Annotated in this window: 19 protein-coding genes; 4 read left to right on the top strand and 15 right to left on the bottom strand. The window is 40.2% G+C overall.

The window, feature by feature from the left end:
• Positions 1-151: 151 nt before the first annotated feature.
• The gene (locus tag Q0976_RS20105) at positions 152-733 is read right to left on the bottom strand and encodes a TetR/AcrR family transcriptional regulator (RefSeq protein WP_299495821.1); all 582 of its coding nucleotides are present in this window, start codon (positions 731-733) and stop codon (positions 152-154) included.
• A gap of 182 nt (positions 734-915) precedes the next feature.
• Here Q0976_RS20105 and Q0976_RS20100 point away from each other — a divergent pair, with 182 nt between their 5' ends.
• Positions 916-1,959 carry an alkene reductase gene (locus Q0976_RS20100; protein ID WP_299495727.1) on the top strand — a complete coding sequence of 348 codons (1,044 nt, stop codon included), beginning with the start codon at positions 916-918 and terminating at the stop codon, positions 1,957-1,959.
• Between the two features lie 95 nt (positions 1,960-2,054).
• On the opposite strand, the gene Q0976_RS20095 is transcribed toward Q0976_RS20100, so the two are convergent.
• From Q0976_RS20095 to Q0976_RS20065, 7 genes are all read right to left on the bottom strand, one after another.
• Positions 2,055-2,810 carry a phytochelatin synthase family protein gene (locus tag Q0976_RS20095; protein ID WP_299495725.1) on the bottom strand — a complete coding sequence of 252 codons (756 nt, stop codon included), beginning with the start codon at positions 2,808-2,810 and terminating at the stop codon, positions 2,055-2,057.
• 72 nt (positions 2,811-2,882) lie between these two features.
• Positions 2,883-4,067 (bottom strand): multidrug effflux MFS transporter, encoded by a 1,185-nt coding sequence (locus Q0976_RS20090; protein ID WP_299495723.1) that lies wholly within the window; start codon positions 4,065-4,067, stop codon positions 2,883-2,885.
• A 35-nt stretch (positions 4,068-4,102) separates the two neighbouring features.
• Positions 4,103-5,137, bottom strand: coding sequence for an alpha/beta hydrolase (locus Q0976_RS20085; protein WP_299495721.1), 1,035 nt, complete (start codon positions 5,135-5,137; stop codon positions 4,103-4,105).
• 87 nt (positions 5,138-5,224) lie between these two features.
• Entirely contained in the window at positions 5,225-5,629 is a 405-nt protein-coding gene (locus tag Q0976_RS20080) for a hypothetical protein (protein WP_299495719.1), read from the bottom strand.
• Positions 5,630-5,658: 29 nt separating this feature from the next.
• Complete coding sequence (locus Q0976_RS20075) at positions 5,659-6,621, bottom strand: hypothetical protein (protein ID WP_299495717.1); 963 nt, start codon at positions 6,619-6,621, stop codon at positions 5,659-5,661.
• 189 nt (positions 6,622-6,810) lie between these two features.
• A complete protein-coding gene (locus tag Q0976_RS20070; RefSeq protein WP_299495715.1) occupies positions 6,811-8,790 on the bottom strand; it encodes a hypothetical protein in 1,980 nt (659 codons plus the stop codon).
• 61 nt (positions 8,791-8,851) lie between these two features.
• A complete protein-coding gene (locus tag Q0976_RS20065) occupies positions 8,852-10,117 on the bottom strand; it encodes a hypothetical protein (RefSeq protein ID WP_299495713.1) in 1,266 nt (421 codons plus the stop codon).
• A 477-nt stretch (positions 10,118-10,594) separates the two neighbouring features.
• Between Q0976_RS20065 and Q0976_RS20060 the strand changes: the two genes are divergently transcribed.
• From Q0976_RS20060 to Q0976_RS20050, 3 genes are all read left to right on the top strand, one after another.
• Positions 10,595-10,789: a hypothetical protein gene (locus tag Q0976_RS20060; protein ID WP_299495711.1), complete on the top strand. Its 195-nt coding sequence runs from the start codon at positions 10,595-10,597 to the stop codon at positions 10,787-10,789.
• A gap of 496 nt (positions 10,790-11,285) precedes the next feature.
• Entirely contained in the window at positions 11,286-13,346 is a 2,061-nt protein-coding gene (locus Q0976_RS20055) for a hypothetical protein (RefSeq protein WP_299495708.1), read from the top strand.
• A gap of 10 nt (positions 13,347-13,356) precedes the next feature.
• Positions 13,357-14,799 (top strand): hypothetical protein, encoded by a 1,443-nt coding sequence (locus Q0976_RS20050; RefSeq protein ID WP_299495706.1) that lies wholly within the window; start codon positions 13,357-13,359, stop codon positions 14,797-14,799.
• Between the two features lie 154 nt (positions 14,800-14,953).
• Here Q0976_RS20050 and Q0976_RS20045 read toward each other — a convergent pair whose 3' ends face one another.
• Genes Q0976_RS20045 through Q0976_RS20015 form a run of 7 tightly spaced genes read right to left on the bottom strand, consistent with a single transcriptional unit; the run spans position 14,954 to position 23,237 of the window.
• Positions 14,954-16,084, bottom strand: coding sequence for a hypothetical protein (locus tag Q0976_RS20045; RefSeq protein WP_299495698.1), 1,131 nt, complete (start codon positions 16,082-16,084; stop codon positions 14,954-14,956).
• A complete protein-coding gene (locus tag Q0976_RS20040) occupies positions 16,081-17,493 on the bottom strand; it encodes a nucleotide pyrophosphatase/phosphodiesterase family protein (protein WP_299495696.1) in 1,413 nt (470 codons plus the stop codon). Before Q0976_RS20040 ends, Q0976_RS20045 begins: the two co-directional genes overlap by 4 nt.
• On the bottom strand, positions 17,480-18,682 hold the full coding sequence (gene eboE, locus Q0976_RS20035) for a metabolite traffic protein EboE (protein ID WP_299495691.1): 1,203 nt from the start codon (positions 18,680-18,682) through the stop codon (positions 17,480-17,482). The genes Q0976_RS20040 and eboE overlap by 14 nt, the downstream gene beginning before the upstream one ends.
• Positions 18,683-18,692: 10 nt before the next feature.
• Entirely contained in the window at positions 18,693-19,577 is an 885-nt protein-coding gene (locus tag Q0976_RS20030; protein WP_299495689.1) for a TatD family hydrolase, read from the bottom strand.
• Entirely contained in the window at positions 19,577-20,347 is a 771-nt protein-coding gene (locus tag Q0976_RS20025; protein WP_299495687.1) for an EboA domain-containing protein, read from the bottom strand. The genes Q0976_RS20030 and Q0976_RS20025 overlap by 1 nt, the downstream gene beginning before the upstream one ends.
• A 38-nt stretch (positions 20,348-20,385) precedes the next feature.
• A complete protein-coding gene (locus tag Q0976_RS20020; protein ID WP_299495685.1) occupies positions 20,386-21,327 on the bottom strand; it encodes a UbiA family prenyltransferase in 942 nt (313 codons plus the stop codon).
• Positions 21,321-23,237 (bottom strand): 3-dehydroquinate synthase, encoded by a 1,917-nt coding sequence (locus Q0976_RS20015; protein WP_299495683.1) that lies wholly within the window; start codon positions 23,235-23,237, stop codon positions 21,321-21,323. The genes Q0976_RS20020 and Q0976_RS20015 overlap by 7 nt, the downstream gene beginning before the upstream one ends.
• Positions 23,238-23,785: the final 548 nt, after the last annotated feature.

The following is a 23,785-nucleotide window of genomic DNA, read 5'->3' as shown; positions in this document are numbered from 1 at the left end:
TCAAAAAATAATTTTAGGTAGCAATATTGGGTATATTAATGATTTTTTTTAAAAGTAGCCAGTATCGATATTGATAAACTAAACAAATAAAGCATCATCTCCTATCTCCAAACTCTTTCATGACCTTGGCTAAGTTTTTTCACTCAACACTTCACCTTGTGACATCATCAAACAGCTGATCTGCAAGCGATTGCAGCACATCTAATGTGGGGTAGGTATGCGCGAAGGTGCGCAAACCATAAATGCCCATCACAAAATACCGTGCAAGTGCCTCAGCGTCTCTTTTACTGCTAAGATGACCTGTATCAATCGCTTGAGCAAATTTATTGGCTATCCCCTCTTCCCAATGTGTCAAGTTATGGCTAATGACCCTTTGTAATTCATCATCTTCTTCAGCCATTTCACTCAGAGACTTGGTCAACAAGCAAGCTTTACTGACCTCACAGCTAATGCATTCAAGCACTATGCTATCAAGGTAAGTTTTTAATTGTGTCACTGGCGAGCTTTGATTTGAAAAAAAAGATTCAAATTCAGCGGCTTTATCACTTTGATACTGGGCTATCGCCGCCAATAATATGCCACGTTTATTATTGAACGCGCAATATAACGACCCTGGATGCAAACCTGTCACTTGGGTCAAGTCTTGCATGCTGGTTTTTGCATAGCCTTTATGCATAAAAGCCAGCATGGCGGCTCGTAAAACCGTTTCTCTATCAAATTCAGCATTACGCATGTCGGTAAAAACGATATTAATGGGCAATATGGCCAGTGTACTCACATTGATAAACTTGTTCAAAGTAATTATTGAGTGTTTGTTCAAAATAGTTCTTGAATGTTCATTCAAATAAGCCTATCTTGAATAGGCATTCAATAAAGACAGTCACAAAGTCACTATCAGGAATAAAGAGTATTCTCATGACAGATAATTTATTTCAACCTTTCTCCCTCAACGATACACTCCACCTCACCAACCGTATTTTAATGGCGCCACTGACTCGGTGTATGAGTGACGACCAACTCGTTCCCACACAAGAGATGGCCGATTACTATGCACGCCGTGCAAGTGCGGGATTAATTATTTCTGAAGCAACGATTATTCGTCCAGACGGACAAGGTTACCCTAATACGCCTGGCTTATTTACCCCAAAACAAATAATAGGTTGGCAAAGAGTCACCGATGCAGTGCATAAAAATGGTGGCAAAATATTTGCCCAACTTTGGCATACAGGCCGTGTTGCTCACCCTCATTTTTTCGATGGAAAAGCCGTTATGGCCCCCTCTGCCGTAGCAGTTGAAGGCAATGTACCTCGTATGCGTGAACTCACTTATGTCACGCCAAAAGCAGCAAGTCATGATGATATTCAACAATTAATCAATGATTATTCTCAAGCCGCTGCCAATGCGATTGATGCAGGCTTTGATGGCGTCGAAATTCACGGTGCTAATGGCTACTTAATCGATCAGTTTTTACATCATGATAGCAATCATCGAATAGATGAATATGGCGGAACAGCAAAAAACATGTCGCGTTTTGCCCTTGAAGTCGTGGACAGTATCATTGCTCGCATTGGCCATACTCGCACGGCGCTGAGATTATCCCCCGGCGCTTATTTTAATATGGCAGGTGACAGTCGCGATCGCGATGTATTTGATTACCTGTTACCCCAATTAGAAAAACGTGACTTAGCCTTTTTGCATATTGGAATTTTCGATGATGCGATGGAGTTTGATTACTTAGGAGGACGAGCCTCAGATTATGTGCGCCGCCATTACCAAAACACCTTAGTGGGCGTAGGCAGTTATACGGCCAAGACTGCTAGTGAAGCGATTCATCAAAACAGGTTTGATCTCATCGCAATCGGCCGACCTTTTATTGCGAATCCGGATTATGTGGAAAAAGTCAAACAAGGAAAAAGTTTAACCGCCTATAGTGAAGAAATGCTAAGCACGTTATTTTAAATTCAGACTTTAACTTCAAAAAGGTAATAAGATCATAAAAAGTGATCTTATTACCTAACAATCATGACAAAGCTCAATGGTGAAAAATATAAACACTAACGTTCACTTTTAAAATTCATTTTTTTGCCCACAATCACATAGCCTCGGCTGCGTTTCGAATGGTTATCAACCCCTGACATAGCCTTAAATAAATGCTCAGTTTTCACCCAGTAAGAAGGCAGTTTATAACGCGCCACATCCAATATTAAAAAGCGATCTTGCGCTTCATGATAAGCCACCACAGGCGACACATGACCTCCACCTTCTTGTTGTAACGCCTTGCGGTCAAAATTAACGAGTAAGCGTTTATTGGGGCTTTTTAATGCCTCAATCGCCGCGGTTCTAAACCCTTCAACACGGCTATTACTGGCATAAACTCGCTCTACATTCACATTATAAGCTGATAAAATCTGGCTCATTTCATCTAAGGTCGTGCCTTGAAAACCGACAATGGTTGGGCTAATTATTTTCAACACTTTATCGGTAAAAATATTATCCTGATCAAACAACTCATAAGGATAGACATTTGGGTTGGCTGGCGCTGGAATATCTAAAGAATTGAGCACCACCACACTACTGGCAATGGCACAATAACTCAGCTCTTTTTGGGTCACAAAATACCGTAATGATGCCCAAAAATCGCCCGTGGTCTGCGCCTCTTTAAACAGTTGCCTCGCTAAATTATTACTCGGTGCTTCTGTGGAGTTTTGATAAATAACGGTAAATTCGGGTTCCTCTTGTGCAATGGCCATAAAAGACATCATGACAAACACAAGCGATATTATCTTCACCAACACCACTTTTATATTCATACTCCCTCCTTTTAACCTTGCCATAAAAGTCAGCCGCCTCAACAGAGAATAATCAAAAATTTGCCATTATGCCTAATGTTTCAAAAAATAATTCCCCCCTTGACTTAGGCAAGCTAAAAGCACACCTCCAAGCAATAAACTAGAAAACGGTACAGCGCTACCCGAATGAAAAATCGCCAATAAAGGCCCTGCAAACGCACCTGAGCCAAATTTAAGGGTGCCAATTACCGCCGAGGCTGTACCCACTTCTTTTTTAAATTTCATTAAAATGATGGAGTCCGCATTCACAGACATTATCCATAAACAGCCCATAAACGGATATAACATGACAAGGGTAAAGCCATAACTCAACCCCATCATATTCACAACCACCAAACCTGATGCCGCTAATATTGCCAGTAATGTCCCCATCGCTAGCAACGTTGTGGGCCCGTAATAGCCCAGCAAACGACCATTAATAAAACTGGCCAAAATTAATATGCCAACATTACTGGCAAAAATAATGGAAAAGGTATATTTATCTAATCCAAAGACTTGCATAAAAACAAAAGAAGAGTCGGTGATATAACAAAAGAAAGCAAACGAGGCAAAAAAACTGGTCAAAATATCCAGTTTCACACCTCGCTTTGAAAATACTCTTTGATAATTACTAATAAAAGAGTATTGGCTACGATGATGCTTTTGCTGATCGCTAGGAACATGTAACCAAAAAATAGCCAAAACCAATATAATGACCCCATAGGCTGCCAGTAGAAAGAAAATCAAGTTCCACTGACCTAACGTCATCATCAAACTACCAACACTGGGCGCAACAAGAGGTGCTAACATCATGATTAAATTAAGGTATGACATGCCTTTAGGCGTATCTTTACCGTATAACTCTTTAATATACCCTGGAATGGCGACAGTTGCCGCTGCTCCCGATAACGCTTGAATAAAGCGCCAGCCCAAAAACCACTCAATGTCAGTCGTTAACCCAGACAAAACACTGGCAAAGGTAAAGCCCAATATTCCCCAAAGTACGAAAGGACGTCGGCCATACTTATCCATCATGGGGCCAAAAATAAACATTCCTAACCCGTAACCGGCTAAAAACAAACTCAAGGATTGTTGGATAAGAGTAATATGTACATTAAAATCTACCGCCATATTGAGCATTGCGGGTAAATAAAGATCTGTTGAAAAAGGGGTAATAGCCACAATAGCGGATAACATGGCTGTAAAAAGCCAAAGCCTTATTTGCTCACGTGAATGCATAACACTCCAATTAATGCCCGTCTGATCCGCACTTATTACTGCTGACTTAACACATTCATTGATAACCAATGTGCTATTTTTTCTATTACTTCTGGCGCATCAGGTAAATTTAAATGTTGAACCTTGGGTAATAAGTAGACCTCAGCCTGTGGCGCATGAGCCTGCATGACATCAGGAAATTTTTCAGCGTAAAAGGCTTCATCCTCCTCCCCAACTAAGAGTAATACAGGATTAAGGTTGTGTTGCAATTGAGCTTGATAATCTGTCGGTGAAAAAGACACATTTAATCGATAGGAATAGCTATCAAGCTGTAAAGAGTCATTCACCGCTTCTGGACGATTAAAAAATAAAATGGGCAGATGATTAAACTGCCTTATTCCTAGTTGATTCAACAAACTTAAGCCAATAATACGCCTGATAGACACTTGTACCCAGCCACCTGAATTGGGTCTCACCGTTGGAGCGTCATGCCCTAAATAAGGCGCTAATAATACATAGGCATCAAAAGGCGCTTGAAGGTATTGAGCTTTATCTTTCATCACATCATCATCTTTTGGAATGAGTGCATGGCCAGCATATTTAACCGCTAGCCCCCCTCCAGAAGAATGCCCAGCTAAAATTATCGTCGCATCGGGGTATTGCTTCTCCAATCGATGATGTAAATCGGCTAAATCATGCTCATATTGTCCGATGTAATCAATGTCGCCTGGGTGAGACAGCATAGAGCGGCCGTGTCCTCGTAGATCAGGGATCACCACGGTTGCACGCAATTGCTGATTAAGCTGAGTGGCTAAAGGCAATAAATAACGCCCTTCAGTTCCCGAACCATGTAACAGTACAAAAATAAGATCATGACTCCCTTTTACGTGACGATAAAATAACGCCTTACCATCACGTGCAAAATATTGACTATCAATACTGCCAACATCACCAAGGGGGGGAGTATCTAACACATTAAAATCCAAACCATTGACTGGATTTTCTCGCTTAACGGGAATGACTATCATGCTCAAGATAACGATGAAAAAAATCACCAAAAGAAAAATTGAAATAACAACCAACTTATTCACTCATACATCCTTTTATGACCATTGTGTTAATGACACCTTATCACTCAGCGATAGTTGAAGACACCAAAGCTCACTGAAAAATGAATCTTAATTATTAATGACTCGATATATTTTCCAAGGAGAAGAAAGTGTTTCTCGGCTAAGCAGCCAAGCATTTACCCCGATAATATTAGGTTCTAGTGTATAACGTCCAATGGTATAAAAAGTCAGATCGTTTAACGGAATATATTCCCAGTCTAAATACTCCATGACCAACAAATTATGCTCTATACCACTTTGTCCATAATAAGCTTCAACAATCCCCTTTTTATAATTTTCTTGCCCAAAAATAAGTCCCGAAGGTAACGTTGATGCCTTCACATTGGCAATGCCTACGTCTTCTGTCGCCAGCATTTTCATTTCATCAAACTTCTGCTGTGCGTACAGTGTATTCCAGTGCTCAGCAAATGCCTGAATTTCCTGTATCGATTGTGCTAATGCCTCAGTATTCATTCTTGACTCCCTAAAAATGAAATCGTGTGCTAATGACCTTCAAACAACTGACATGTAGGAATATTGTCTTTTGGACACATTTGAGCCACTTTATTCCAAGTCAATGTAGCTTGAGGCTTTTCAGCACGAAAGCTTGTGTAATTTTGGCTCACAATGGGGGCATTCGCTTTTGTGGTATCACCAGAGAAGAAAAAAGATTGTGGGTGACGGTACCAAGATGATGAATAAAAATCCGGTGAAGCCTGCCGATTAAAGGCATAACCAAATAGCGGGCCCCCTTTATCTAACATGGCTTGCCATACATACGCTTGAATAGACCCATTAAGCTGTTGACTACGCTGCTTTGAGTAATCTAAATGTTTAATAAAATCTTGTCGTGGTGGATGATTCAATGGTGAAAACAAACAGCATTGAGGCATATTTTTAGGCCTATCGTCATAGGTTAAAAAAAAAGCTTTATTGCCTAACGAAATAAAACTGCAAGTATAAGCATTATTTTTAATCGGGAAAATAGGCAAACAATACTTATCATAATGCTCCATCATGGCACCTTCACCGTCTTTATCTGTTGGTACATAGTTCGCATCATAGTAGGTGGTACCAAAAGATACGGTATAATCTTGCGAGGATAAGGTTGCGGGGGGATTTGTATAAGGCGGCGGATTTTCCTCAAAGTTTTTAAAAACCCTGAACATGGTCCAATCACTGATCCATTGACTCGGAAATAAAGGATCAGTGGGGTCTCCCTTATTACGTTTCGCAATACAATGATTATTCAATATATTACACCCCTTATCATTGTGTACCCCATGGGTCGGATACACAGCATCATCAATATTTGGTTGCGATTGGGCCCATGATTTAAGTATATCAACGGGCTCATTGGCAAAAAGGGGAACCCACATTTGACTAGAAAAAGCGATAAGTATTAAACAATAATGCACTATTTTCATTTTATTAATATCCTTATTATCGATTACTTTTAATCGCATTAAGCACACTTTTATACATAACCTCCCTCTTATACAAAAAACAGATGAAATGTGCACCTACAACCTAACGAAACATAAACATAAACATAAACAAATTGAAGCGCATTTAAAGGCATTATCAACAACTCAAAGCATTTCAAATGCGCTGTATCTCTCTTAAATATGCGATGAGATAAACTTCACCTCCAATTAATGAGGCGGCTGAGTGGTATCACTTTTCTCATCTGAACTTACCGTCTGTGATCCCGTGAGCGGCGCCCAAGGCTGACTATTTAAAAACTGCGTTAATAGTGCCCGCTGACTCGGTGTCATGGAGCGCGTAATTGGCATGTAAAGACTGGTTTGACGGTAGATATCACTAATTCGGCTCTCAATAGGCCCAGATAAATTCTTAACCGTCATCTCATCATTTAATGGAAAACGCATATTCATTGCAGGAAAAGTCACATAAAAGTAGCGCAAACTATTCTGATACACTTGCTCCCAACTAATACTGCTGCCTGCCACAATGCCAAAATCCGATTTAGGGTATTTTCTAATATTAATAAAATATGAGCCCCCTTCTACAGAAGAAATCACTAAGGTTTGAAAACCATACTGTTCGATATTGCCCTTATCAGCAATAGAGAAGGTAAACTGACTCTTGCCTTGTTGAACATAAGTCTGCTGTGGGAAATCAAGAAAATCACCATCGGCTAACGTACCTGTATTGCCTGATACCAACGTGATTTTTAAATTACCACCTGGCTCATCAAAAATCGGTGTCGGGCGCCCATAAATACGGACATTAAGTTCAATGTCCATCGCACCATCATGTTCATCAATGTAAATATTACGGGCATCCCCATAAATGCGCACCGGTGTTTCTATTGCTTTGAAAACCGTCTTTATGGCTTTTCCCGTTGGATGGCCTACGCTGGGGTCAAATCCAACTTGATTGCCAATGCCGGTGAGTGTAACTGGCTTTTCGCCTTTTATTTCAACAGGGTTATTATTTAGCGTTTCGATTATCGATGAACTCTGCAGCGCAATATCAATGATGCCGCCATAACGATAATAGTCATCAGGATTAGCACTAAAAGAAAGAGAAACATCGCCTGCTGTGAGCGTATTGATGCCGTAGTCCACATTAGGCTCAATGGGAAAACTCCCCCCAATATTTTTCCGATTATCACGAAAATGCGCCTTAGGATATAAAGACAAGGCATCTAAAGTGAAACGTTCAGCCTCTTGATCAATATCAAAATAGCCCACCAGCTGTGTGTCTTGCATGACAATTTCACGCCCAATGGAACAGGTTTTAGGCTCACCGGGGTAATGGGGAGCAATGGTTCCCACTATCCGACCCAAACTGGGATTTGAGGGGTTTTGATTGTTTTTATAGGCAAGCTGTAATTCATCAGTTGTCAGCATCGGAAACATTTCAAACATTTGAAATCGAAGGACGATACCATCCATAGTAGCGTCATTGACTAACGCCGCAATCGCAGGGCAGCTCAAATCAGCAGACTTAATGCTGGCTTTACTAAAAGTGACTTGAAACGTACCACAGGCCCAAGCAGAACCCGGTCCATCGGGATCACGATAAAACTGTCGAAGGATTAACCCTTGATCCGTTTCATTATCAGCCTTCGCTTCAACAGTAAACACGCCATAACTGTTGGCAGTAACATTCTCAATGAGGTGTAATTTAGGCTTTTCAGGTGAACCTATCATTAAGCCGCCCATTATAATTTGCGTTGAAATCGATGCAGTAGGGTCCAGATCGACCATCACGGCACTCGCATGAGGACCTTGCCCAGTATTGGGATCGAGCGATCCCAATAAATATATTGGCTCATTAATAATATCACCTTGTGTGTTAACCTCACCGGGTGCGCCACTGCTCGATACTTGTGCATCCACTAAATGCAATTGTTGATCGCCGTAAAAATTCCAGCCACTTTCGGTATAATAATGCTGAGGATCCGGCGCCCTCATCAAGGTAATAATGTCTTCATCTGTCATCGATGCCGCTTGCTCTGCAATTTGCGCGCTGGCCACATCCAATATCGGTTGTTGATCTTGAGGTGCAGCGCTTTGCGGCACACCATTACTGTTATTTGCCACATTCACATTGGTTGAAATTCCACCCCAAAAATTAATACGCGGTCCATTAAAAATGCTCATTCGTTCTTCCTTTTGGTCTCATGATTAAAAACCATCTTATTTCGCTTGTATATACGAGCCGTTATGGCTGAGTGGCATTCAGTAGTAAAAATGAAAAATCAGAATGATAAGGTGAGTCAATGCCACTGGCTGTTTGATGGCAGGCCATACAATTACTCGACTCTTGAATATAACTTTCCATGGTCACATTGGCAGCAATATTAGGCTCTGGCGTACCTAAAGGATCGCCTGGATCATTAGGGTTATTGGGTCGTTGTGTCGTCACTAACTGGTAGTATTGCAACGCACTCCCCTTCAGCATACTTTGAAATGACTTATTCACAGATAAAGTGTCTGCCACTATCGGCGTCAATCTTGTGAGTGGGTTTGGCGTTGTAAAACTGGTGCCCTCTTTAGGCGTACAAGGGATCACCCCCTGCTGACAAGGGGATTGGTTAGGATTGGTCGCATTTGGATTATAATATGAGGCAAAAGTCGCCTGAGGATCAACATTATCCACTTGCTCAAACGTCGCCCATACCCACTGTGGAAAACCTTCAGGCTTATTAATAATATGTAAGCCCACCAACCCCAATGTCTGACTCGTAAAGGTATTTTTGGGTTTTCCTTGCTCATCAAATGTTTCCACTAATGCGGTCTGAGTAAGATAACGGCTATTATCATCTTTATCGGTTAAAATACGCCAGCTTGCTTTAATTTCTGCCGTCTTCCAAGGAAAGTTAATCGGAAAAAAGATTTTCACCGTGTCAGCATTATACAACTGGTTAGAAACAATGTAATTGTATGAAATTTCATTGGATGCGATTTGATAATATGTTGGATTCCCCCGCTGATCGATAAGCCATCCTCCCACTGCTTGTAATATTCCAGAGCCCTTTGGCTCATTCTCTAAAGCCGTTTGTATTCGTGTCGCCACTTTACTGGTTGCAGTCAATTTAAGTGGTGGATTGACCCCTTCCCATCCCGTATTCCAATCCCCTGGAGCGGCTGCATTGGGTAAAAATAACGCTGAGGTTGTTTTCCAAGACTCCCATACTCGAGGACCCGGCGTATCAATGGTTTTATTGCAGTCTGGTACACCTCTATGTGTCTGACTGTTGACCCAGTTTAAAGCAAGAAACATCTGCCAGCTATATTCATCAAATGCTTTCTGATCTGCGCCCGCTGTCGGTGCATTTTCAGGAAATTGACAATACGCAGTCAATGGATCGGGAGCGACTTCGATCCCACTCGTAGCTCTATTGTCATTCTGTGTATTTGAATTCTCTTGAGTACACGCTGTCACTGCGCTCAAGCATATAAAAAGTAAACCCAGTTTAATTTTCACTCGCCATCTCCTTTATGCACAAAATAGACTGTTTTTATACTGATTGTTTAGGCCACTATTTTTCATCATTATTTTTATCAAATCTTTTTAATGTTTTATATTTATAACGCTATACTTATATAAGTTCGAATAAAATATTAACGGTAAAGACTAACCTATTTATTTAACTTCATCGCTATATAAAACACATTTTAAACATTATGACTTAGTGATTAAGAATAATAAAACAAAAAACAAAGTTACAAGCTGGCATTATTAAAACTTCTAACCTATGCCATAAAATGGCATGTTATTATACTCATACCAATAATATAACAATAAAAATAACAAGAGAAACTGATTATTAATAACAGCATTAATATTTGAGTTATTTTAAATTCCAACATACTGATTTTTGATATTCCTAAGGGCACTACAGTCACTTGGGAGCAAGCTTATCAATATGCGTTACGTTATCATTATTTGAACTTTCCAGGAATGTCGACAGTCTTTCCATTGAATTTAGCGCAAACCATTCTGGACAATAAAGAAGGAATTAAGGCACGTATGTCGAGTCAATATTGGCCAACAAGCTTATATATGCCGATTGTGCGTTCTATGTCACCCAGCCAAGTACGATTAATTAATGCTTTTGCTTTTAATACACCTTGGGATCCCAATATCAATATTTAATTCGCAATAATAAGCCATACTTGCCCTATTTTTTTAGGGCAAGAGAAAATACTGTGTTCATGTTCATTGGCTATCTCTTTTACCCACAAAAACAGCCTATTTTTATACCCTTACACTATTAATAAGATAACATTCAATATTAACCATATCATTGGTAAGGTTTCTATATATTAAATCACTTTACCTATTATGTCTTAGTGATTAAGCATACAAAAAAATAAAATAAGAAAATAAATTGGAATTACTATCACATCGATACTATGAGGTAAGAGTTTATTATTATTTGCATTTAAATAATAACACGTACTGAAAAATCATTCTAATTTAAGTTGTATCGCATTTTATTTTAACTGCCAATATCAACCTCCTATATAAAAAATTTCACATTGAGGTTAAAGAATAAAAAGCTAACTTAATTTAAATATGATTCATTCTGTTCAATAAATAACAACATGCAGTCATAAATACTTTTCTTCATTTTAAAAAAGGATAAATCATGAGTTATTTTAATTACCCCCGTATTATTTTTGATGGCACATTTCAAGCCGACCCTTCCACTCTGAATAACACACCGAATAATTATAACCCTAAAAACCAAGTGCCTGAACATCCCCATGCACTCTCCCCCCAAAAGCGAAATGAACTTTTTAACAATCAAAAACAAAATAATGTGGAGCTTTACTGGAACCCTGCTGGCACCGGAAATTTTCAACTCAATGGCACCATCACCAAAGTGATTTACGGCCCTGATGACAGCCCTGATGACGACCCTTGGATAGGCAAATCCATTGACAGTGTGTTTACTGTTACGCCGCCTAAATTGGTGGACTTAGATCCCATGCAGATGAATGTTTCCGAAGTCTGGGCCATGACCTTAGGCTTAGGCGATGATACTGGTAATTTTACGGGTCATTTTATGCCCATCGGCTTTGTTGAATCTTGGATCCAGGCCCAAGCCGTTAAACCTAGCTCAGCCTCTGCCAGTGCTGTATATCAATCATTACTTATTGGATTAAATAATACCAACTTAAGTGATGAATTAAAAAAGAGTCGGCTAGTGCAAGCACTTGATATTCCCAATCAAGCATTAAGTATTAACTTTAATGTCCGTGCCTATAATGTTAACCCTGTCATCTATCAATGGAATGAAGATATCATAGCGCAACTAAGTTCACATATACCAAAACAAGTCATTATTGCACTTGAGCCTTTACTTTTATTTCAAATGAATACAGGCAAGCCTCAAGGCCAAATTCCCACACTCAGTTATTTTGATCAACAATTAAAACACTTATTATATCCATCAGATTATGACCTGTATCATCAACTCATCATGGATACCTGTAAAATGGATTACACGCCCGCCAGTCCATATGATTTCACCTATGGTCAAGCCTTTGGAAATATTGGGCCCTTAACCGATGCTCCCGCAGATGCACCAGACTTTTTCACCGCCGCAAGAATGCTGCAGCCCGTAGACGCAGATAACACCTATCCCACTAACTTTGCTCCGTGTCAATTACTGAGTGAACAAAAGCAACTGGCTATTAACTTAGGCAATGCCCTTCCCACCTTAATCCCAGGTGGGGAGTTTACCGAATTAACACCTTTATACCTTTGCTACTTTACTGCCAATCCCTCATTGAACTCCTGTACCTTACTTAAGGGTCCTCTTTCTCTCACGACACTCAAGGAACAAGGTGGCGTTATTAATATTAGCTTAGACACAGAAGAAATAAATCTGATTAATCAATATCCTATTGGGTTAGTTCAGGTTGATGACAAGCAAGCCCCCACACAAATTATTCTTAATGAAAATCATAACGGTTTATTTTTAAGAGCCAATCAGTTTGTTTTTCGCATGAACTCAGGGGTGGCGCATCTCAGCCGAGATGGTCAAGATCAACCTGAGGTGTATGGTAATGAAATCAGCATTGATTTTTATGCCAGACAATTTGGTCAACCCTTAGCCAATGCCAAACTAAACATCGAGTTGCTTACAGAGGAAGAAGCTTTCTTATACACCAATCAAACACTCGGTACGGGCGACACAGCAGGACTGGTAAACCTGTCTATTCCGCAAAATGCCCTTATTTTTGACAGTGTGACCACGACAGATCCCACTGGGAAAGCCAGTTTAACCATTAATGCTCAAAACCCTGGTAATCCCAGAGCTTATATTGATGGCCAAGTTTACTTCTTACGATATCGATTTGCAGACCATGATTACCAAGGCCATGACGATGACTTAATCAGTATTCAAGTCTACCAAGCACAACCTGATTTTGGGGACTTAACTTGGGATGGCAGTATTGGTGAAATCTTAAGTCAATACGGAAAGTTATACCCTGTTATGCAGAACTTTGATTTAAGTCGCTATGACTCAGTTAAACTCAATAGTCAAAAAATAAGAGGTGTGTTACTTCGACATTACAATGATGCATTGTACATGCCCGTCGTCCGTGACTTATCTCAAGACCGCATTCATATGATCACTCAGTGGATTGATAACGGCTGCCCGCGGGATAGTCATGATCTCAACACCAAAATTGCCTAAGGAGAAGACGATGAAACCATTAACACTCTTATTACTCACTGTCGCCTTGAGCATAAGCGCATGTATGCCAAAACCCGATGTTAACAATACTCAAAACCAGAGTCACGATAGCCAGACGGCAACAGCCCCCAATCATTCAGTAGAGCAAACGATACCGAATGCAGACTCAAGTTCAAATTGTGCAGGCAGTGCGAACTGGTTAACCCCAAACAGCAGCTTACCCACTAGCGTAACTGACGGCGATAACTGCTCTTTCCAGCAATTTGCTTGGCAAGCCTTTAGCTATTTGCTGCAAATGGATTCAAACACCAAGCAACCACGCTTTTTATCTTGGATGCCCACTGGCGATATTTTTGTTGGCAAAGGACAAACACCCGCACCATGGAGCAGCCAACCCAAACCCGACCCTATGCTTTGCACACAACAGCGTCAAGCACACCCAGAGCGGTTATTTTTATCACAAAAAATGCTCGACAATGTGCTAGACAAACAAGCTGGCTCTAACTTTCCATTGATAGACCAATCAAAACAATACGTGTACTACTATATTCAAGTGAATGAAACTAACTATAATTTCATTAATCAATGTGATCTTTATCAATCCAATTGTGCCGCATTAATTTATGATCAATACCCCAGTAATGGCTCTGGCGACAATAACTATGCAGCACTTCGTTTTCCAGCAGGTGCTTTTGTATTAAAAAGCGCCTGGATGCTCAACCCTAATACACCCGATGATTATTTTGTGATCCCAGGTATTATTGAAGATAAGTGTGAATTAGTGGATTTAGCCTTAGTGGGGATCCATGTCGTCGGCACAACACAAGTGCATAAAGAGTTTATCTGGGCCACCTTCGATCATTACCGAAATGCACCCGATTGTGGACTCGTAGAAGCAGGCACTGTCCCAGACAATCCTAAACAAGCTTGGAATTTTTACGATCCTGACTGTAAAAATTGTCCACGAAACACCTACCAAGCAGGTAAACCCACACAAGTGTGTCGTGTTCACCCTTATGGTGAATCTAGCGTGCCTGAGCAAGATCCCGAAAACACCACCAATATGCAGCAGATAAACCAGTCAATGAGTGACAATATTAAAGCCAATAATACCATAGCCGATCACTGGGCTAATTATGAACTCACCGGCAATGTGTGGTCCAAAAATGGCAACTTACCTGCGACAACGAACTTTCAACGAGGCTCATTAGCCTCGGCCAATGTCAGTATGGAAACCTATGTCCAAAAAGGCGTCGCGAATATTAATCCTGCGTTTAATTGCATGAGTTGTCACAATGTGGAAACGGGCACTCAAGGCACTGGACGTGATGCTGTTGCTACGCAACAAACGAATGCGGCTGTATCGCATTTATTTAAACAAGCGCAAGCTGACACAGGAGGCTGCTCTGAAGGAAGCTTACCCGCTGCTTGCACCACAAAATATGTAAAATAGCTGGATACAATATAATACCAATCTAAGTAAGTGATCATTCAGCGGGAATTAAAAATGCGGTAGGCAAGGCGGCAGTTTGACGCTAATCGTTATTCTATATCGAAAACAGACAACGCAGCATAACGTATTTTTAAACCCGCACAGAGTGAGTCACTCAGGCCTTCTGAGTGGATACCTTGCTTCCCTCATTAAGTGAGACGCTACGGATCATTCCACTGAGTTCCTGACTCTGCCCATCCAACGTCGGTAATAGACGTCCAGGTAATCCCATGCCTTCACTAATAAAAACTGTATCTTCATGTAATAAGAGGTTGGATGGCGTATCTAAACCTGTGGCTAAAATGTCACACTGATCCGATGATAAATCAATATGTAACAAGCGGCCACTAAAACGTTTAAAACCACCATGGCAAGGCTCAGTAGGCAAACCTTCAGCAGGTAAAGGTTCAAGCACATCGTCACATAATTCAGTCACCAAAATATGACCATCATCTGTTAAGCACAAGCCTGTAGGCAAAGTTAATCCGGTGATTAAGGTCTCAATATGATGGTTATTCAAATCAAGTGCAATGACCTCTCCTTGGTGCTTAGCAAAATCAATACCTTTAAACTTATCCCCTCTGCCTAATTCGCCAGAAAACAGGGATATCAATAACTTTTGCGTCGACGCATCATATACTATATTCACCGGCACGGCTTCTTGCCCTAATGCAAGTTCTGGCAGCGCGCACACCACTTTTTGTGGTTTTCCCCGCCGAAATTCCACTACTTCATTCGTATCAGGTTTAATGCAATACCAAGCTTGACGCTTTGAGTGATAACATAAGCTATTAATATTACCTTGAGTTTCAAACAAAACATCTATTTGAGGCAGACTTCCATTTGATAACATGGGTTGTAATTCTAAAATTTTCGAGCCTTCAATATAATCAGTCAATGCAATCAACCAAGCACTCTTGTGTGTTTGCAACGCTTTCACCTGACAGATATCTGCCAATCCCATAATTTCATCTCGTCGCATTCGCTGCTGCATATTCAGCGCGCGATAACCACTCAGTAAAGTCTGCTTTAGCTCACCAGTATGTCTATCTCGACATGTTAACTGCCCAGAATAAGGGGGCGCCATTTCTGCCGCCCCTGCTTCAATCACTAATAAATCGCCTGTTACACTTAACGCCATGCCTCTAGGATTGAGTAAGCCATAACACAGCACCTTGTTTTCTCGAATATGCTTACGACAAGACATCCTGTGAACATCAACAGGAAGGCTAACATCATGCTTCATATCACTTTCCTTAGCGCTTGCTTAAAATGCAAACGGATAAAATTATTAACTTGTGTCATATCAAATACTTGCCTTGAACGTAAGCTATCACTTAATGCAACACTGGTGGATATAATGACAGGACCTTCATCTTCGATGGTATTTAATCGTCCATGGCTGCCTTTGACTAATTCAGGTGTCAGAGGGATCACATCCATCAGCATGCGCTGACCCATTTTCTTCTGCAATACACGCTTAGCAATATGCAGTTTAGGTAACCCAAGTGCGGGATCAATAAAAAGCTCCACGGGATCGTAACCCGGCTTTCGATGAATATCGACCGTGCGAGCAAAATCGGGGGCTTGATTATCATCAAACCAATAATAATAATTAAACCAACAATCTGGCTCTGCAATTGCAATCAGCTCTCCGCTGCGAGCATGATTAATCTGGTACTCACATTGACTATGACGGTCAAGTACCCGCTCAACACCGGGCACTTTTTCCAATAAGCTTTTCACCCGCGTAATATCATTAAGATCTTGAATATAAATATGAGCAATTTGATGATCGGCCACCGCAAAAGCCCGGCTTGCCCCCGGATCAAGCAGCTCCCAAGTCAGCGATTGCCTCACCGCTAATAAGCCCGCTTGACGTAAAATTCGATTCAGTGAAATCGAATGTGACACAGGTGAAATGCCATATTCAGACACCACCAAAATATCCGCCCCTTGACCGCGACCAAAGTCAATCAATCGTCCCGCTTCATGATCAATTGCTGCAATATCCAGAGCAATATCAGGATGATTTGGGCCTAATCGTTGCAGGTTATAATCCAAATGGGGTAAATACACTAATTGTAAATCAGGCTGATCCATCTGATGTTCTGCAATCGCACAATCCACAATCCAACGACTAGAACGAATATCTGCGGTAGGCCCCCAAAAATTAAAAAAAGGAAACTCACCAATTTGCGCTTCTATTTGAGCATGTAGTGTTGCAGGCTCAGAGTATAACCCCATCACTTTACGGCCATCGGCAGGGTAATGAGGACGCGGTGTTATGGCATTATCCACGCCTGCATACATATTAAACCACCAAAATAACTGAGAGCAGGTCAAGTCATTTTGTGCCTGCTTCAAGCTATGCCAGATTTTATCGCCTTGCATAAGTTGATTCGCTTGTAGCCAAAAACGCACCTCTGCTTGATCACGTAAATACCAGCCATTCCCCACAATTCCGTGTTCAGCAGGATAAGTGCCTGTTAACATACTCGCTTGGGCTGTGGTGGTCACAGCAGGAAATACGCCTTGCATGGGCGCCATCACTCCCTCTTGCATCAACGCGTTTAAATGAGGCGTATCTTTTCCTAACATTGAAGGTGTCAGGCCAACAATATCAATGACAATAAGCGGCTTAATGTGTGTCATGAGCTAGTATTCCTCGTTGTTGTAATTGCCTTTCTACCCAAGTCAATTCCTCAGCGATTTGAATAATGAGCTCATCATCGTTGCTTGGGCGAATATCATGGGGCAGCACCTGCCACGAATAGGTCTCCACTTCCAAGAAAGGATGCAGTTCGGGATGAACCGATAAAAAATCAAACACGCTTGATATTTCAGACTGCGTGGTACCCAATTGTGGCAAGATTAAATAAGGCGCATGAATAGGCACATGAAAATGAATTCTTCCTTTGCCCTTCAAAGGATGTGATAAAGCAGACACTAAATCAGAATATCGAATAAGCTGAGGCTCCTCATCCTTGTGTACACTATGTCCCTTCACTGGTTGACATTTCACTTGATGCAAATAACGAGACTCACAAAACATGCGTAAGCAATCCATGAGCGAACAATCCTCATGGTCAAACAAGACCTCCAATGCATTTGATAACTGGATCTTACCGATAGCAATATTGGCCTCATGAATACGCCTTAATGAAGTGCCACTCTCTTCAAACATGACCGCTTGATGACACACATCATAGCAAATGGCTAAATGTCTCTTAAAAATAGCGGTTTGAGGAATTTCATGCCTAAAAAAAGCAATGAGTTCCTCGGTGGACTCTAAAACACAATCAGGCTCCATTTCTAAACACAAGATGATCCTTTTCCCTGTTTGCTCATGAAGCTGCCCAAGATAAACCACGACATCCGTTAAATGCTTAATTGCAGCTTGATGTTTTTGAAAGGTCCAGTCCTGTTTATAGCCTAAAGGCAAAGTAGAAATGGTCCCACTGTCACAATCATCAGGTAAACACGATGCTAAAATAGCAGCCAGAGATTGACTATAACGAACTCTTTCAACAGCTGACCAATCAGGAAGATACGCCTTTTCTTTGACTATTTGTTGATGAAAATCACCATAGGGAAATCCATTAATGGATCGCAAATTCAAACCTGTTTGCTCAAGTAAATGCTTAAATGACTGTAAGGCGCGTTCGTTATTGAGCTCATTAGCAGCGCCAGCACTTATCCACAACCCCAGACTCATGTGTGATAATTGTCGTTGCTTACGTACCGCTTGAACATAATGAACAAGATTAATACGCAGCTGAGCAAGTGAGTCCCCAGTATGCACATTACTGCAATAACTGATTTCACTGGATAGAAATGTCATACCTTCATTCCTAAGCCTCAATGACAGGCGTCTGCCCTCTTAATGCAGAATTTTCTTGCCATTGTTGGGTTTGATTTATTTTAATCGATTGACTCACTTCTTCTTTGCTTATACGTCCACTTTGAGCAAAAAAATCAATTGGATTATTAAACAGCACTTGAGTAATATCCGTTTCTGAAAAGCCAGCTTCGCGCATCTTATTACCCGTTTTAGGCACCTTAAGTGGATCGCTTTTTCCCCAATCAGCAGCGCTATTGACGATCATTTTCTCGGTCCCATATTCAGTGAGTAGTGCCACCATGCGAGATTCGGACATTTTTGTATTAGGGTATACCGAATGACCTTTCCAACAATCCGTTTCCATCACTAAAGGTAAGGTAAGTTCATTGAGGTGATCGATAACCACCATGGACTCACTCACTCCGACTTCTCGAATGGCCTCAATCGTTCGCTTCGTCCCTCCAATTTTATCTCGATGGGGAGTATGAATAAGCACGGGTAGTCCATGTGTTTTAGCCATCTCTAACTGGCAACAAAGCACATGATGTTCCTGGGGCGTGATGTCGTCATAGCCAATTTCACCGACAGCCACCACCCCTTCTTTGTGTAAGTAACGCGGTAATATCGCTAGCACCTCTTCAGCTAGATCAATATCATTCGCTTCTTTTGGATTTAAACCCATAGTGCAAAAGTGACGGATCCCAAACTGGCTGGCTCGAAATCGCTCCCAACCAATTAAGCTATCAAAATAATCAATAAACGTCCCTAAATGTGTTCGTGCTTGTCCTTGCCAAAAAGCCGGTTCAATCACACCCACAATCCCCGCCTCATGCATACGCTCATAATCATCTGTTGTACGTGAAATCATGTGAATATGTGGATCAAAATAATGCATTATTCTCTCCTTTTCCTATACGGTGGGTTTAATAATGTTTGCACTTGCAAAGGTAACAGTACTAGCCGCTCCTTTTGCTCGCAGGTTAAATGTTTAGGGTCAATCGCAGAATAAATAGAACTTGGCCAACTTCGCTTAGCAAATATCCGCTCTGACAAATAATCAAACGCTAATTGACTCAGCCGTTGACTATGTCTTTTGTTTAATCCCTCAATTAAATCAATATTGAAATCAGAAAATAAAGCTTTCAATAACAGTTGCTCAAATTCGACATCACTAAAATGTATTGCAGGCCAAGCATTTTCTAATGCTATGGATGCAAACAATGCCGTATTATTAGTTCGGCAAAGATCCACAATAAGCGCTTTACTGTTCCCTTGCATATCTAACCTATCAAGTCCTTGAACCAAAGCTTGTTTTTCATTGTCATCAGAAAAACGTAAACACTGTTTAAATACTTCATAGCGTAAAGCCTCATCAAACATCAACAAGGTATAGGCCAATAATTGCATTCGTATAATGGCTATCATTGAGAATGACTTATCAAGAAATGGCATACCATAGACAAGATGCTTAACAGCTGAACATTGACGTCCAGCTTGAGCGCTCAAATTAACCCATGCTGTAGCAAGTTCATCAGCCCCAACGCGATGTTTATCTTGTTGCTTGATTTGATGCGTTGCCCATTCAAACCACTCCAACACCGGCTTATCTAAATGTTGCTGTAACCATGCTGCTTGCAGACTGATCAGTACTTCATTTAAAATCATTAACTGCTCCTCCTATTAAAATTTAATGGACATGTCAGTTAAGTCGGTGAAATCCATTGTTGTAATTTAGGTAAACAGGCATACACACACAAACACACAACACAAGCGCCAAACTGCTGAACACTGGCTAACACTATCGCATCAAATAATGGAATAGTTGCCAGTAATGCCCCAATATTTGAAGGTTGAATTAATCGCGTTTTATATAAGAAAACAGACTGTATAACAGAATTGAACTGCCTGAATAATATCACGACAAAGCCACTTAATAAGAGGTAAAGTATAAGATTAGTTGACATAAAAAAAACTAAATAACACGGCGATAATAATAGTAGTGAGGCAATAAAGAGTAGACTGGATTTAACAGACTTTCTGCCAGAATAATGTTCAAATTGCGCCAATAAAGTGATCCCGACAATATACATGCCCAAACACAAAGAAGCGTAAATCAAATCAATCGAGAGCCCTCCCATTAATAGACCCGTAGTCAAATAAACGCCCGCTCGGCATCCACCCATTAATACACGGGAATAAACCCATGTTTTATGAAATAGGTTATAAAATAAAATCAATAAAAATAAAGACAATCCAGCATACCCACCCGCAAAATTGCCTAAATGGTACCAACCAGCAAACGTCAGCAGCACGATACCACTCAGTAATAAAAAGTAACTGAAAAGATATACCGACCTTTGAGAAATCCATTCTTGGGTAATCGGCCTTACCACTTGATGGGCTTTATCCCATTGAGCATCGACTGCATCATTTAAAAACATTCCTCCCAGATACATCAAAGATATTCCAATTAAAACCAATAACCAGCGACTCAAAAATACCAGATTTAAGAAGGGTACCTGTTGACCTAGCATGACTGAAGTGAATAAGCTCGCCGCTAAAACATTGGTCCATACGGTGGGTAAATTAGACACTCGACCTAACGTAAAAAATATAACCCATGAATGAGGCGCTGCGGTTAACATGACACCTCCCCTAAAGAGCAATATTTCAACTGTTTTAACGCCCCTTTCATTTTGCTCATATCAACCATATCTACATTGCAAAATGCCCCTATGTCCGTCAGAATAGGGATTGATAATTTACCCCCTAAATGTTGACGAAACTCTTCTAATCCTTGTATGACAAGAGGTTCAGCCTCATCATCTTCCATGTCTAAGGTATGATGCCATAATTCAAAGCCTAACCCTTGGATCACATTAATAATTCTATAAACCTTCTCTTCACTCAGCCAGGCCATTTTTTGGGCATAAAGTGCATCCAGTACAATACCAATGGCCACGGCTTCACCGTGACGAATTTGATAATCCGATAAATTCTCCATTTTATGTGCACTCCAATGCCCATAATCCAATGGCCGTCCATTACCTCTCTCAAAAGGATCCCCATTTTGAGTAATATGTGCAATATGACACTGTGCACAGCGCTGAATGGCATAACGAGTGGCCACTAAATCAAACTGATTTAAGGACTCAAGGTTAGTTTCAAGCCAAATGAAAAAAGCAGGATCCTTAATTAAGGCCACTTTAACAGCCTCTGCAAGGCCAGCTCGTTTATCTCTCTTTGATAAACTGCTTAGTAATTCAACATCATTGATGACAGCAAAAGGAGGCGTAAATGAACCTAAAAAGTTCTTTTGTTGGAAAAAATTAATGCCATTTTTAACACCAATACCCGCATCATTTTGCGCCAATACTGTAGACGGCATACGAATAAGGCGAATACCTCGATGAAAAATAGCACAAGCAAAACCAATACAATCTAATAAGGCACCTCCACCGATGGCAATCACCCAACTATGACGATCTAAGGGTTTCATACATTCAATAATTCGATTAAGTTGCGCTTGGGTTTTGCAAGCTTCGCCTCCCTGTATCACTTTTATTTGGCAATCAAATATCAAAGGAAGCTGTTGACTAAAATAAGATTCAATCTTTTGAGTAAAATCAGGTCGATGTTCATATACACCTTGATCAATAACACACAGTACTTTTTGTTTATAATCAAGTACAGTAGGTCCCATTAACGCCATTAATATCGAATTATCAACCGAAAAGGTATTTTCTGTTGTCAGCACTTTATAACAATAACTCATTTTAAATTGAGCTGATAATGTATCTAAATGATTACTTTCACTTTGTTTTAATTCAATTACTTTATTATTAATCCCTATATCTTTTTTTAAAAAAAAAGCATATTTATTTGCTGATTGCCCTCTTTTTTCTTGCCTGATAACAATATCAAAAATACATTTAATACCCAATGCTAAACTGGGCAATACAATACTGGCAACGAGGACCATTAACAGCGAATATCCTCCACTCACCTGAGAACCAACATAAGCATAAACCAATGCAATACCTGCATTCGCTAAGCTGGTTAGAATAACAAAACGGATAAAAGAGAACTTAATGAGCCCTGCAGCAATAACTGATGTTTCAGCCATAACAGGAATACCACGCATTAATATTAACGCAGCTTCATCTAAGGATTTAGACAGAATAATCGCTTTATTTAATTGATGTTTTTTTCTATCAAGGTTAGGAAATAAGTTGTAAATTCCTCGCCCTAACCCATACCCCAATATTGCTCCTAATGTTAATCCAATCCAGATTATCCCTGCAGCGAATAATAAATCAAATTCAGTACCAATGTATACTGCGACTAAACTAGAAGGGATCGGAAATATAATATCAAGTATTAAGGCTCCAATCACAAAGAATGAAATCCATGCTTTCTGCTGTTCAGCAGAATGAAGCAGTACAATCAGTTCATTAATCACATCTATTATTATGTTTTCAAATGAAAAAAAAGAAACAATAATAAAAGACATAACTAACATAATAATACCCAAAACAGGGCGAAAGAGTGTCATTTATTCTCCAATATTAGGGCCTGTTGATCTTTGGTAATTCAATTGCGTCCAAAATAAACGTATTTGAATCATGGTAAGAGGGGTGACACCGAGTCATTCTAAGCCCCTTTCTTTAAACAGAAGACCTCTCACCAAAGAGAGGTGAACTCTAGAGTATTACAGTCATAAAATAGACTTTTTATTTTTACTCTATACTTTAGTCGTGCAGCCTCGAAAAATGATGATACATCATTATTATCAAACAATATGAATTACAAAGTAACATAACAACTTCATCACTATAAAAATAGTGATGGAAATAAATTCAATACTAATTTAGTTAATAAGTATTAAGATTGTAATCATAATTAATTACCTCATACTAATTAACACTAAATGAGTAACTATAAATAATCTGAACTCAAGAAAAACCGCACCGATGAATAGCGCTATTTTGTCCTTTCTGTGTTGTGCTTTCTACTAATAGCCTACTATTAAGTGCTTAACTAAAAGTTATCGTATATTTTGATGGGTAATTATCCATGATGCTTTTTACACTCTTTTTAAGC

It is taken from the genome of uncultured Shewanella sp., from assembly GCF_947501665.1.
Lineage (GTDB): Bacteria > Pseudomonadota > Gammaproteobacteria > Enterobacterales > Shewanellaceae > Shewanella.
The sequence above is the reverse complement of the archived record's forward strand: the minus strand, read 5'-3'. Positions and strand labels throughout refer to the sequence as shown.